12 protein-coding genes are annotated in these 13,255 nt (G+C 59.3%); 5 read left to right on the top strand and 7 right to left on the bottom strand.

Going from position 1 to position 13,255, the window contains the following annotated elements; translation table 11 throughout:
• The first annotated feature begins 37 nt into the window (after positions 1-37).
• Complete coding sequence (locus DXD56_RS02265; protein WP_055250947.1) at positions 38-403, top strand: phage holin family protein; 366 nt, start codon at positions 38-40, stop codon at positions 401-403.
• Between the two features lie 140 nt (positions 404-543).
• Here the strand turns inward: DXD56_RS02265 and DXD56_RS02270 are convergent, their stop codons facing one another.
• Complete coding sequence (locus tag DXD56_RS02270; RefSeq protein WP_117564502.1) at positions 544-972, bottom strand: Rrf2 family transcriptional regulator; 429 nt, start codon at positions 970-972, stop codon at positions 544-546.
• Between the two features lie 253 nt (positions 973-1,225).
• Here DXD56_RS02270 and cysK point away from each other — a divergent pair, with 253 nt between their 5' ends.
• Both cysK and mnmA read left to right on the top strand, forming a co-directional pair.
• On the top strand, positions 1,226-2,164 hold the full coding sequence (gene cysK, locus DXD56_RS02275; protein WP_117639786.1) for a cysteine synthase A: 939 nt from the start codon (positions 1,226-1,228) through the stop codon (positions 2,162-2,164).
• Between the two features lie 182 nt (positions 2,165-2,346).
• Entirely contained in the window at positions 2,347-3,447 is a 1,101-nt protein-coding gene (mnmA, locus tag DXD56_RS02280) for a tRNA 2-thiouridine(34) synthase MnmA (protein WP_117639788.1), read from the top strand.
• 8 nt (positions 3,448-3,455) lie between these two features.
• On the opposite strand, the gene DXD56_RS02285 is transcribed toward mnmA, so the two are convergent.
• The 3 genes from DXD56_RS02285 to fucO form a co-directional block, all read right to left on the bottom strand.
• Positions 3,456-4,706: a DNA-binding protein gene (locus DXD56_RS02285; protein ID WP_117639790.1), complete on the bottom strand. Its 1,251-nt coding sequence runs from the start codon at positions 4,704-4,706 to the stop codon at positions 3,456-3,458.
• Positions 4,707-4,970: 264 nt separating this feature from the next.
• Positions 4,971-6,014: a M42 family metallopeptidase gene (locus DXD56_RS02290; RefSeq protein ID WP_117639792.1), complete on the bottom strand. Its 1,044-nt coding sequence runs from the start codon at positions 6,012-6,014 to the stop codon at positions 4,971-4,973.
• Positions 6,015-6,618: 604 nt separating this feature from the next.
• Entirely contained in the window at positions 6,619-7,785 is a 1,167-nt protein-coding gene (gene fucO, locus DXD56_RS02295; RefSeq protein WP_022094861.1) for a lactaldehyde reductase, read from the bottom strand.
• Between the two features lie 415 nt (positions 7,786-8,200).
• Between fucO and DXD56_RS02300 the strand changes: the two genes are divergently transcribed.
• The gene (locus DXD56_RS02300) at positions 8,201-8,737 is read left to right on the top strand and encodes a hypothetical protein (protein ID WP_117639794.1); all 537 of its coding nucleotides are present in this window, start codon (positions 8,201-8,203) and stop codon (positions 8,735-8,737) included.
• Between the two features lie 123 nt (positions 8,738-8,860).
• On the opposite strand, the gene DXD56_RS02305 is transcribed toward DXD56_RS02300, so the two are convergent.
• Entirely contained in the window at positions 8,861-9,577 is a 717-nt protein-coding gene (locus DXD56_RS02305) for a YoaK family protein (protein ID WP_117639796.1), read from the bottom strand.
• Between the two features lie 253 nt (positions 9,578-9,830).
• Between DXD56_RS02305 and DXD56_RS02310 the strand changes: the two genes are divergently transcribed.
• Positions 9,831-11,972: a YgiQ family radical SAM protein gene (locus tag DXD56_RS02310; RefSeq protein ID WP_233524905.1), complete on the top strand. Its 2,142-nt coding sequence runs from the start codon at positions 9,831-9,833 to the stop codon at positions 11,970-11,972.
• Here DXD56_RS02310 and DXD56_RS02315 read toward each other — a convergent pair.
• Positions 11,969-12,880, bottom strand: a complete 912-nt coding sequence (locus DXD56_RS02315) for a CPBP family intramembrane glutamic endopeptidase (RefSeq protein WP_117639800.1) — start codon at positions 12,878-12,880, stop codon at positions 11,969-11,971. The two genes, DXD56_RS02310 and DXD56_RS02315, sit on opposite strands and share 4 nt — an antisense overlap.
• A 34-nt stretch (positions 12,881-12,914) precedes the next feature.
• Positions 12,915-13,118 (bottom strand): hypothetical protein, encoded by a 204-nt coding sequence (locus DXD56_RS02320; protein WP_055252556.1) that lies wholly within the window; start codon positions 13,116-13,118, stop codon positions 12,915-12,917.
• Between the last annotated feature and the right edge of the window lie 137 nt (positions 13,119-13,255).

Genomic DNA, 13,255 nt, shown 5'->3' on the forward strand with positions numbered 1-13,255 from the left:
GACGCCAGCAACCCCGGCGCAAGAAAGGATTCACGCCATGCGCTTTATGCTTAACTGGCTCTTCACCTCGATCGCCATCGCGATCGCCACGTTCCTCGTCCCCGGCATCCAGCCCTTCGGTTTTGCCGAGGCCTGGGTCTGTTTCGCCTTCGTGGGACTGTTCCTGAACATCGTCGATTCGCTCGTCAAGCCGTTTCTGACGGTTATCTCGCTGCCGCTCACGATCATTACGCTGGGTATTTTTCAGCTCGTAGTCAACAGCTTTATGCTCGAGCTGGCCAGCTATCTGTCGGTCAATCTGCTGGGCGCGGGTATCTCCATCGCCAGCTTTGGATCGGCCTTTATGGGCAGCATCCTGGTGTCCATCATGCGCAGCATCCTCGACAGCATCGCCGAGGGCTGAAACGGCCATTCCGGCCGCGCCCGTCTCAACAGCCCAAAACGAAGGCCGCCCATCACAAAAATGGGCGGCCTTCTTATTTGCCAAGTCTCAAAGGGCGAGAGAATCTGCCATTTCCACCCCGTCCCCAAATGGCAGGTGGGCTAGATCACGTAGTCGTAGCCTTCGTTGGGAGCGACAAGTTGATCGAGCGTCACACCGTCGAGGTAGTCGTTGATAAGCTTGTCCAGGTTCTTCCACACGTCGAGCGTGGGGCACTCGTCAGAGCGCGAACAACCCTTGCAGTCGCCATCCAGGCAGGCGACCGGCGCCAGGCTGCCCTCGGTCAGGCGCAAGATCTCGCCCACCGTGTACTGCTCGGGCGGGCGCGTGAGCACATAGCCGCCGCCCTTGCCGCGCATGCCCGAGAGCATGTTGGCGCGCACGAGCGTAGCCAGAATATTCTCGAGGTACTTCTCCGAAATACCCTGACGCGCCGCAATCTCTTTAAGCGGGATACGGCCTGTCGCCTGGTGCTCGGCCAGGTCGACCATAACGCGCAGGGCATATCTGCCCTTTGTGGAAACCAACATATATATAGCTGCCTTTCGGTCTTTTAATTCGTAGAAATTCTAGCCGAAAAATTGGTTTTGAAAATACCTATTCCCGTCAAGATGGTTAATCGACTCGTAATAATCTTCTATTTCCTATTGCGTTACTAGGCTTTACTGTCTACTATGCTTGCCAACAGCAAAACGAACAACCCATAAGGTTTGTGGGTTTCGCTGCCACACACACCGTAAAACCACACGGTATCCAGTCATTTGAACACTTTGGAGGTTCACCATGAGCAATGTTTACACGTCCATCGATCAGCTTATCGGCCACACCCCGCTTCTGGAGCTCACCCACTTCGAGGCCGACGAGGACCTCAAGGCCCGTGTGCTCGTCAAATTGGAATACTTCAACCCCGCCGGGTCCGTCAAAGACCGCGTCGCCAAGAACATGATTGACGAGGCCGAGAAGGCCGGCAAGCTCGTGCGCGGTGGCGACTACACCATCATCGAGCCCACGAGCGGCAACACCGGCGTCGGCATCGCCTCGGTGGCGGCGGCCCGCGGCTACAAGGTGATCATCACTATGCCCGAGACCATGTCCGTCGAGCGCCGCAAGCTCATGCAGGCATACGGCGCACAGCTCGTGCTCACCGACGGCTCCAAAGGCATGAAGGGCGCTATCGCCAAGGCGGAGGAGCTGCAGAAGGAAACTCCCAACAGCATCATCGCCGGCCAGTTTGTGAACCCCGCGAACCCGGCCATTCACAAGGCCACGACCGGCCCCGAGATCTGGGACGACACCGACGGCAAGGTCGACATCTTCGTCGCCGGCGTCGGCACCGGCGGCACCGTGACCGGCGTGGGCGAGTTCCTCAAGGAGCAAAACCCCGAGATTCAGGTCGTCGCCGTCGAGCCCGCCACCTCCCCGGTGCTCTCTAAGGGCCAGGCCGGCCCGCACAAGATCCAGGGTATCGGCGCCGGCTTTGTGCCCGACGTCCTCGACACCCAGGTCTACGACGAGATCATCCCCGTCGAGAACGAGGACGCCTTTGCCACCGGCCGCGCCGTGGGCCACAAGGAGGGCGTGCTCGTGGGCATTTCGTCAGGCGCCGCCGTGTGGGCCGCGCTGCAGCTGGCCAAGCGCCCCGAGAACGAGGGTAAGACCATCGTGGCCCTGCTTGCCGACACCGGCGAGCGCTACCTGTCCACGGCACTGTTCCAGGACTAAGGGCCCGTCACTTGTCGATAGACCCAAGGCACGCCGGTCTGCCCTCTCTTCTGGCTGCCTGAGCCCATCCCAACAGGGTGTCCCACACGACGCCCGAACTTGCTACAATGTCTGCGGCGCGGAACCAGCCTCCCGTGCCGCTTTTCTTTTTTTGGCCACATGCCACCAAGGAGAACCTCCCCATGCACAATAAGCGCGTGCTCGTCGCCATGAGCGGCGGCGTCGATTCCAGCGTGACCGCGTATCTGCTCAAGCGCCAGGGCTACGAATGCATCGGCGCCACCATGCGTCTCACCTGCCCCGCGCCCGACCCCGCCACGGGTATGAGCAAAGTCGACTGCGACATCGCCGATGCAAAGGCCGTCGCCGAGCGCCTGAGGATACCCCACCATGTGCTCGACTTGCAGCAGACCTTCGACCGCAACGTGATCGAGTGCTTTGTGAACGCCTACCAGGAAGGACTGACGCCCAACCCGTGCATCATCTGCAACCGCCACATTAAGTTTGGCGCGCTGCTGGATGCGGCGCTGGATATGGGCTGCGACTACATCGCAACGGGACATTACGCCAAAACAAGCCAGGCGGCAGACGGCACCTGGCAGCTACATCGCGGCGAAGATCCCAAAAAGGACCAGAGCTACTTTTTGTATTCGCTTACGCAGGAACGCCTGGCACACACGATCTTTCCGCTGGCAGGCCTAGACAAAGAGCGCGACGTGCGCCGCATAGCCGCCGAGCAGGGCTTTACCAACGCCCAGAAGGCCGAAAGCGAGGACATCTGCTTTATTCCAGACGGTGACTACGCGGGCTATATCGAGCGCCGCTGCGGACATCCCGCTGCACCGGGCGACATTGTGTGGCGCGACGGCAGCGTGGTCGGGCGCCACAACGGCGCGCTGCGCTACACCATCGGCCAGCGCAAGGGCCTGGGCGTTGCGATGGCGCATCCCGTGTACGTAACGGGCGTCGACGCCGCCAACAACACCGTGCATCTGGGCGAGGCCGAGGACCTGGCGGCCACAGCGCTCACGGCCAACGACTGGATCTGGAGCGCCCCCGCCGACCACATGGAGGCGGAGCTCGACGCCGGCGGCATCCGCGTGGGCGCCAAGTACCGCTACCGTCAGAAAGACCAGGCAGCAACCCTTACACGTGGCGCCGGCGGACAAATGCTGCTAACTTTTGACGAGCCGCAACGACCCATCGCCCCCGGCCAGGCCGTTGTAGTCTATCGCGGCGACATCGTCCTGGGCGGCGGTACCGTGACCGGCGCACTTAAGTAGCCGTGGGTTTATCGCTGCACGTGTCGAAGTACCTCAACAGCGGCACCAACCTCGATTACGCGACGCTCGAGGCCGCGGCAAATGGCCTCGAGTCGACCCTCCGCCGTCGCCCATTCGCTCTGCGAAAGAATCTCGATCGCCTCATCAACAAATCCGTTGAGCCGCGATGAATCGAACCAATCGAGCGAGTCCGCAAGCGCCAGCTGAGCGGAAGGGTCGGGCCCAAACGGCTTAGCGGAAAACCCAAACTCCCCAGCCGCGAGCAAGACAGTTGGCACGTTATACCACAGACAGTTGCCGCTATCGAACAGCGGTGCAGGTTTTATCTCCAGGGTGTCGACATTACGGATGATGCCGAAGTTTCGCCAATGGCGGTCGCTGTTGGCCAAAAGGGCATCGCAGACAATCATCTGCGACATAGACCTTCTCACAGCGACCTCATCGGCACCATGCTTGCCAAGGTAGCGACAGTATCGATCGTATGTCGAGTCTCCCCGCTGGCTACCAAGTGCGCCCTTAACGTAAACAGCCGGAACGTATTCCTCGCGGCCGTCAAGAAAGTCGTCGCACAGACACACAGGGCCATCGAACATCCGCTCAACCGTATAAGGAACAAACTCGCCCTCCGACAGCAAGCGACGATGCAGAGCCGTTGCAACCGCCTCGTTAAAGGGACGCTGATCGTCCATGCCGCGTCCTTTAGCCAAAATGCGAATGCCGTTTCGGATCATCCACGATTTAGGAAGCTCGCCCTCGGACGTGTTATCCGGATTTTTAAGACCGATGCCTTCCAGCCAACCCGAACGCTCTTCGGGCGCCGATCGCTCAAATTCGTTCTCAAAATAATTGATGTTTTGCCATTTGAGTTCGGCACAATCGGTCGGCCGCAGCCAATAGCAATCCGAAAGCGAGAGGCCCAGGCACTGAACCGGCACCTCAACGCCGCTGACAACCCCCAGCTCGCGGTAGCGCGAGATAAGCCCAGGGCGAACATCGGGCACCGACCGATGGCTCCACCACACGTTGAGCTCCCGCTTATTCACCGTTGGAGAAAAGCTCGAACACGTGCCAAACGGCATTCGTTGCGTATCGAGGACCTCGGCGATTTCGAAGGGAAACTCGCGCGTCGGATCAAATGAGACATGCGCGACCTCATGGTCGGCCGACATCAGCGTAAACTTGCGCCCCACATCGGCTGCAGGACGGCGCCCTCGTTTGCGGACCTTTTGATAGGCGATCGCGGAATTATACTCAACCATCTTCCGTCCACCCACAGTATTGCATGCGAGCGTTCCGGATGCCGCCAGTTGCGATATGCGAGCCTTTGTGACGCCTAGTAGACGGGCGGCATCACCCATAGATAAGTATTCCGATGTATCCATGCGCCGCATCACCTCGTTAAGTATTTCACGCGTTAAAATAACTTATCTTATACAGGATAATACTAAACGGACTGAATTGAAAAAAGGCCCGAGCAATCGGGCCTTAGAGCAATTGGTCAGCCAAGCTATGAACCGCTTCCCCTAGCGCTGAACGTAGGCGCGAACGAGCTCGTAGGTATTGCGCGCGCCGTCGATGTGGCTGCGCTCGTAGTTGTGGCTCGCGTACACGCCGGGACCGATCAGGCCGTGGCGAATGTCGTAACCAGCCGAAAGCGTAGCCTCGACGTCGGAGCCGTAGTGCGGATACACATCGATCGCGTAGTCGAGCTCAAGCTCGCGCGCGATGTTGGACAGCGTCGTCACCAGGTCGTAGTTGTACGGACCGCCCGAATCCTTGGCGCAGATCGAAACCATGCGCTCGGTGCAGCCCAGATCGTCGCCCACGCAGCCCATGTCCACGCTGATCATCTCGCGCGTGTCGGCCGGCACAAAGGCGCCGCCGTGACCGACCTCCTCGTACACGGTAAAGAGCAGTGACACCTTGCGCGAGAGCGTCACCTCGCCGTCAGCAACGGCGCGAGCCAGACCCAGCAGAATCGACGCGGACAGCTTGTCGTCAAGGAAGCGGCTCTTGATGTAGCCGCTCTCCGTCACCGTGGTGCGCGGATCCATAGCGATGATGTCTCCAGCCTGAATGCCCAGCTCGAGCACGTCGTCCTTGCTGTCGACGTTCTCGTCGAGCAGGATTTCCATGTTCTTCTCGATGGTCTTGACCGGCTCATCGGCCACATGCGCCGAAGGCTCGGTATTGAGAACCACACCCGTGTAGACATTGCCATCGCGCGTGTAAACGGTGCAGTTCTCGCCATCGGCCGTAGACCACTGATGCCCGCCAAGCGTCGTGGGACGCAGGCGACCATTGTCCTTGATGGAGCGCACCATGGCGCCCAGGGTATCGACATGGCTCGCCAATACGAGCGGCTCGCCCTCGCCGCCAAGCTCAACCAACACGTTGCCCTTATTGGAGCGCTCGGGGCCAAAGCCCATATCGCGCAACGTTTCCATTAGATAGTCAGTAGCCGCACGGGTATAGCCCGTAGGTGAAGCAATAGAAGTCAGCGTCTTCAACTGGTCAGTAATATAGGAGAGCGTCTCCTCTAGAGAAGCATCAACATTAGAAGCCATATGCATCCTTCCAAGTAAAACTAAGACCGAGCCCCGATTTTAACCTTTCTGCACGTGCAATACTCTAGAAACCGAGCCGACTCCAGACGTCCCCGCACCGGTTTTGTGCACGCGCTCGGTTTACAGTCCCAATCTTGCATAAATCCTATCGGTATCTGCATAAATATGAGGCATCTATTTGCTTCGTCTCAGGGTACCCCACCTTGGACCGTGCAAAATACGGAGTATTCAGCACCGTGGACCCCGTCAGCCCCATCGCAAACGGCAAAGCGACGCGGTTACAGCAGTGTTGCAGGTCGTCGCAAACCAAAAACGCGGTGGCAGCCCCCTCCGCTCATCGATAGCCCGCCCACAAGGGCTGTCGATGGGCGTCTGCGGGCCACTGCGGCCCATTCACAACGTTATGCATTTTTCAGAGCTTGCTGAATACTCCCAAAAATGCACGCTGAGAAGTGCACCACCTATCCGCAGCGGGCAGCATGCCTTGGTTTTGCCCATCTTGGGGCATCGGCGCGGCACAAAAAGCCCCGCCGCGCGTAGCACGGCGGGGCCAGCAGCAAGTCAAAAGACCATACGCCTACGGGCGAAGGACCACCAAACTGGGCTAGGCAGCCGGGCAAATCTTCTTGAAGAGCTCGATGACGTCGTCGAGCGTCGCCTCGCGCGGGTTACCCGGGAAGCAAGCGTCGGCCATGGCGTCCTTGGCCAGGACCTCGATCTCGTCGGCCTTCATGGCCTCGCAGACGTGCGGGATGTTCACGTCGGCGGAGAGCTGCTTGACGGCGGCGATGGCGGCGTCGGCAGCCTCGTCGGTGCTCATGCCCGTGGTGTCAACGCCCATGGCGACGGCAACCTTGGCCAGGCGCTCGGCGCAGACCGGCTTGTTGAACTCCATGGCGATCGGCAGCAGCATGGCGCAAGCGACGCCGTGCGGGGTGTCGTAGTGAGCAGACAGGGTGTGAGCCATGGCGTGGTCGATGCCCAGGCCAACGTTGGAGAAGCCCATGCCGGCGACATACTGACCAAGAGCCATGCCCTCGCGGCCGGAGCCGGGCTGGCCGGACTTGGCCTCGGCAACGGAGTCGCGCAGGTTCTCGCTGATCAACTTAATGGCCTCAAAGTGGAACATGTCGGAGAGCTCCCAGGCGCCCTTGGTGGTGTAGCCCTCGATGGCGTGGGTCAGAGCGTCCATACCAGTGGAAGCGGTAAGGCCGGCGGGCATGGAAGCCATCATGTCGGGGTCGACGACGGCAACCTCGGGGGCGTCGTTGGTGTCGACGCACACGAACTTGCGGACCTTCTCGGGGTCGGTGATGACGTAGTTGATGGTCACCTCGGCGGCGGTACCGGCGGTCGTCGGCACGGCGATGGTGAACACGGCGTGGTTCTTGGTGGGAGCAACGCCCTCGAGGCTGCGGACGTCGGCGAACTCGGGGTTGTTGATGATGATGCCGATGGCCTTGGCGGTGTCCATGGAGGAGCCACCACCGATGGTCACGATAGCGTCAGCCTCGGCGGCCTTGAAGGCCTCGACGCCGTCCTTGACGTTCTGGATAGTGGGGTTGGGCTTGATCTCGGAGTAGAGGCTCCAAGCGATGCCGGCGGCGTCGAGCTCGTCGGTCACCTTAGCGGTAACGCCAAACTTAACCAGATCGGGGTCGGAGCAGACGAAGATCTTCTTGTAGCCGCGACGCTGGAGCTCACCGGGGATCTCCTTGATGGCGCCGGAACCATGATAAGAAATGGTATTGAGAACGAAACGATTAGCCATTGATAGCCTCCCATCGTGTGCGGGGCACCCATTACGCCCCGCGCTGCAAGTTCCATCCTAACGCTTTTGAAACAAAAAATGCATGAGAACGTCAAAAGTGTTAAAGCGTTTCAACATAATAACGGAGCCCCAGCCCTTCCCTCCCGACTGCAGCGAAGGCTAGATTATAGGAGCAATTGCCCAAAGAATACGACCAACTCAGTCTATAAATTGTTTCTGTTTTAGCAATATATGTTTGACAATACGTTTATAAAAGGATACTTTATAGTAATTAATATGCATGCAGCAAATAGTGTCATTCATTTTGTTAGAAATTGCCCATGCGGTTATTGCAGCTGCATGTACTGCAACGTACAGCGTAATTCTCCGCACGAAGCAGAAGACGGTTCCAATTCGATCGAGGCGATGACGCGTGATGGCTACTGGTCCTAAATCGAGCAAGACGGCTACAAACGAATATCGAATCTCAATTGAAGGTAACCCTTATCCGCATGCTCTGGCTCTCGTCAACCCAGCGGGAGACAACCTCAACATCAAAAGACATGGGTTCACGGGTCCACTAGGACAGCTATTGAGTCTTAAATACACCGTTTATGACGATGCAAATGAAAAGCTCTTTACTGTCGTCGACGGTGGTTTTAGTAACATGCCCAGGGTTGCGCTCATCATCGAACACAAGGAAGTTGCGGTGTTCGATTATGGCCTAAACAGACTTGAGATGAAGTGCGTAACGAACATACCGAATTACACAATAAAAGGTAACTTCCTATTTGGAGATTACGATATATTCAGTCAACGGGAAGTGAAGCTATCTTCAGTTAACGTCCTTCAATGTGATAAACAATCGTGCTTTAACATACAGGTTTTGGATAAAGCCGAATTAGCCGCCGCAATTGGAATACCCACAGCCATTGCCCTTCTGAGGGCTCGGATTGAAGAGCATCTCGAATAAATTGCAAAAAGCAGTTCGTAACAACATTCAGGAGCTAGATAGTTTTTTCCTGGCTCCTGAAGCTGTACTACATAGAGATGAAAATATATTGCGGCAAAGGGGCTGTCCCTTTGCCGCATTCGGTTACTTTCGACAGCCCTCTTTCCAAGCCTCGGCCGCAACCTTCCAGCGAAAACGCAAGTCGCGCTCGCGGTCGATGAACATGATGGCAAACGCGACAAACAGCAGCACGCTCGCCACGACGATGGCGTGCAGGCCCATGCGCTCAATACACCAGTTGCCCAACACGGCGCCAAACACAAAGGTAAAGATCACGCCAAAGTACAGCAGGCCGTTTTCCAAAAAGCCGCGCTTGTGGGTGATGATGTAGTCGTCCACGTTTTGCAAGGCATTACGGAGGTTGCCGATACACATGGTCGTGGCGATGCCGTGACCGTGGATCTTGCGGAAGCTCTCGACCTGCATGCCGCAGGCAAACGAGGTGAGGCAGTTGGCGAGCAGGTTGTAACCGCCGCCCGGGATAAAGCTCACGCCCAGCAAGATAACGGCTTCAAAAAACACCGTCACCTGGCGCCAGTGAATCACACTGCCAAACCGCTCGTGAACCAGGTCGGCAAGCATAATGCCCACAGCAAACGACACCACGGGGAAGAAGTAGCGCCCCGCCAGTGCCCAGTTGCCTTCCGAGATGCTCACGCCCACGAGCAGGATGTTGCCCGTCTGCGCGTTGGCGAAAACATGATCGCGCCCAATGTACGAATACACATCCATAAAGCCACCGGCGAGCGCCAAGATGATGCCCAGCTCAATAGACTCCGATATCTGTTTGGCACGCTGCATCGTCGTGCATCCTCCTTGTTGACGACTCTCTCGTGCGTTGGCGGAAACATAGCCGCCGTTCATACTGTAACCCATTGACAACATGGCATGCGCGCGAGACGGGCTCCCCAACGCGCGGATACACAGTCTGGAAACAAACGGCACCCGCATCGATACGCCGATCCGCCAACCCATGTACTCCACCAGTCTTTTTAGCCCCGTCCCAAAAAGACTGGTTACAATTACGTGCAGCATACAAACACCGGGAGGGATCGTGGCAAAAAAGCCTCAGCACGCTCAGAACAACCAGCGCAGTCAGCAGGGCAAACAGGGCCAGCAGCAAAAGCGCGGCGGTAAGGCGCAGGCCACGGTCGCCCGCACCAAGCATTCCCAAGCGACGCCCGCCCGCCCCTGGCGTCCGGGCCGCGATAAGTTCCTCCCCGTCAGTCGTGCCGACATGGATGCGCGCGGCTGGGACCAGTGCGACTTTGTCTACATCTGCGGTGACGCCTACGTGGACCATCCCAGCTTTGGCATGGCTATCATCAGCCGCGTCCTTGACGCGCACGGCTACAAGGTGGGTATCATCTGCCAGCCCGACTGGACCGATCCCGCCAGCATCACGGTGCTCGGCGAGCCTCGCCTGAGCTTTCTCGTCAGTGCCGGCAACATGGACTCCATGGTCAACCACTATTCGGTGACCAAGCACCGCCGCCACTCCGACGCCTACACCCCCGGCGGCGAAGAGGGGCACCGTCCCAACCGAGCCGTCACGGTCTATGGCAACCTCATCCGCCAGACGTTCAAGGACGCTCCCATCATCATCGGCGGCATCGAGGCGAGCCTGCGCCGTCTGGCCCACTACGACTACTGGCAGGACAAGCTCAAGCGCTCGGTACTGCTCGACTCGGGCGCCGACATCCTCATCTACGGCATGGGCGAGCACGCGATTGTCGAGATCGCCGACGCGCTCGACGCGGGACTGCCCGTCGACCAGATCACCTATATCAACGGCACCGTCTACCGCACGGGTTCGCTCGACGAGGTCTACGACTACGACCTGCTGCCCAGCTGGGACGACCTTACCGCCGACAAGCTCAACTACGCGCGCAGCTTTAACGTGCAGCAGCAGAATATGGACCCCATCACCGGTCATCGCCTGGTAGAGCCCTATCCCAACAGCGTCTATGTGGTGCAGAACCCGCCATCGGCGACGCTCACCACCGACGAGATGGACGATGTGGCCGAGCTTCCCTACGCCCGCGATTGGCATCCCGACTACGACGCGGCGGGCGGCGTACCGGCCTTTGCCGAAATCAAATTTTCCATTAGCTCCAACCGCGGCTGTTTTGGCGAGTGCTCGTTTTGCGCCCTCACCTTCCACCAGGGCCGCGTACTGCAGATGCGCAGCCACGACTCGATCATGCGCGAGGCCGAGCTGCTCACGCGCGATCCCGAGTTTAAGGGCTACATCAACGACGTGGGCGGACCGACGGCCAACTTTAGCCGCCCGGCCTGTGACAAGCAGCTCAAGCACGGCGTGTGCAAGAACAAGCGCTGCCTGTGGCCGAGCGTATGCAAAAACATGGTGGTCGACGAGAGCGGCTACACACAGTTGCTGCGCGACCTGCGCCAGCTGCCGGGCGTCAAAAAGGTCTTCGTCCGCAGCGGCATCCGTTTTGACTACACCATGGCAGATGCCTCGGACGAGTTTTTGCGCGAGCTGCTGGAACACCATGTCTCGGGCCAGCTGCGCGTAGCGCCCGAGCATGTGAGCGACGCGGTGCTCTCTGTGATGGGCAAGCCGAGCCGCGCCGTCTACGACGCGTTCTGCCGTAAATTTGAACGCTTGAACCGCGAATACGGACTCAAGCAGTACGTAGTGCCATACCTAATCTCGAGCCACCCCGGCTCGACCATGAAGGAAGCTGTGGACCTTGCCGAGGCCGTGCGCGACATGGGCTACATGCCCGAGCAGGTGCAGGACTTCTACCCCACCCCGTCCACCATGTCGACCTGCATGTACTACACCGGCGTGGACCCACGCACCATGCAGCCGATCTACGTGGCACGCGACCCGCACGAGAAGGCCATGCAACGCGCGCTCATCCAGTATCGCAAGCCCGAGAACTACAAGCTCGTGCGCGAGGCGCTGGAAAAAGCCGGGCGTCGTGACCTGATCGGCTACACCAAACACTGTCTAATCCGCCCCGTGCCGCCGCGCCCGGGTGAGACGCCTGCTGGCGGTGGGCATGGCACCGGCAAGAAAGGCGGCAAGCCGCACGGTGGCGCTGGCGGCAAGGGACCCAAAGGCAGCAAGGGGCACGGCGGCATGTCGCGTGCACAGAACACTGCCGGGCGCAACCGTGCAGCTCAGGGGCGTCAGGGCGCCAACGGAGGCGGGCGTCGCAACTAGGGCAGCGGCGCGCTCGCTGCGCCCATCCCACACGCGTGGCGCAGCGAGCGCATAGCCTCAACGAGGATGACGCCGGCGATAGCGACCGTGATTACCACGTCGAGCGGTGTGTTCACAAACCACAACAGACCCATCAGGTACGACCCGGCGTTAAAGGCAAAGTGCAGCAGGATCGTGTAGCGGAGCTTTCCGGTGGTCACGAGCACCCAGCCAAAGATGAGGCCGGCGGCACCCGCATAGCAGCCCTGTACCCAGTTCATGTGCATAAAACCGAAGATTGCCGCCTGCAGCACAATCGCCGCGGCGATACCCCACGTGCTTGGTGCCGCCCAGGGCACCATGGCGCCGTCCTGCGCGCTCGCACGACGCCTGCGCTTCCAAAGCGGGCGGCACTGCGGATTAAACGCTCGTAGCGAAAACTCAAAAACAATGCCGCGCACCAGCAACTCCTCGCAAAACGGAGCGCCGAGCACCGTGGTCAGGACGGCAAGAAGGTTGGTATCGCCCAAGCCTGTTTCCTCGACGAGCTCGCTATAGTCCGCCGCAACCTCGGGCAGCAGCGACAGCACGCCGTCGCATAGGTAGCTAATGACCACCTGCATGGATAGGCCGATCACGACAACGCATGCGACGCGCTTCCATGCAGCATTTGCTCCCCCGCCGAGCGGGCGTTCACCTTGCCGGCGCGCCATGAAGGAGCGGGGCCACAGATAGCGCCACCACAGCAGCGCCATCAAAAACGACGCCGTCTGAGCGGCGGCCTGAAACCATTGAATATCGAGATTGTCGATCGGGAAACCCGTCAGTGCCGACACGATGTCCAGCGCGGAGAACAAAACAATGCTCAGGGCAATATCGGCAGCGACGACACCAAAACAGGCAAGCGCCCAAACCAGCGCATTGAGCATGCCAACCTCCTCAAAACCCGGCACTTGGGGACAGTCATTGTTGATGAGAATCGGGCGCAGCGCCAAAAGCCCCGTTGGGCGAAATGTCGAACGGGAAGGTGCCGCAGCGATTGAACGCGGCGATAAACATGCGGATGGCGTTGGACGGCGTGGTGCCCACGAGCTGGGTTGCCGCCGCGAAGGCCGCCTTTTCCTCGGGCAAGACCTTCGCGACAACCGGGGTCATGTGTTCTGCCATGGCGCTTCCTTTTTGAAACGACGGTGGTGCGGATAGATGCGGGCCACGCGGCTGGGCGACGGGCTGTGAAGGCAACCCGATTGGCCCGCATCCGGAGTTTGTTTCTGCTGCGTTGGTATTACTTGGTATTCCTAAGT

This window comes from Collinsella sp. TM06-3, assembly GCF_003436395.1.
GTDB lineage: Bacteria > Actinomycetota > Coriobacteriia > Coriobacteriales > Coriobacteriaceae > Collinsella.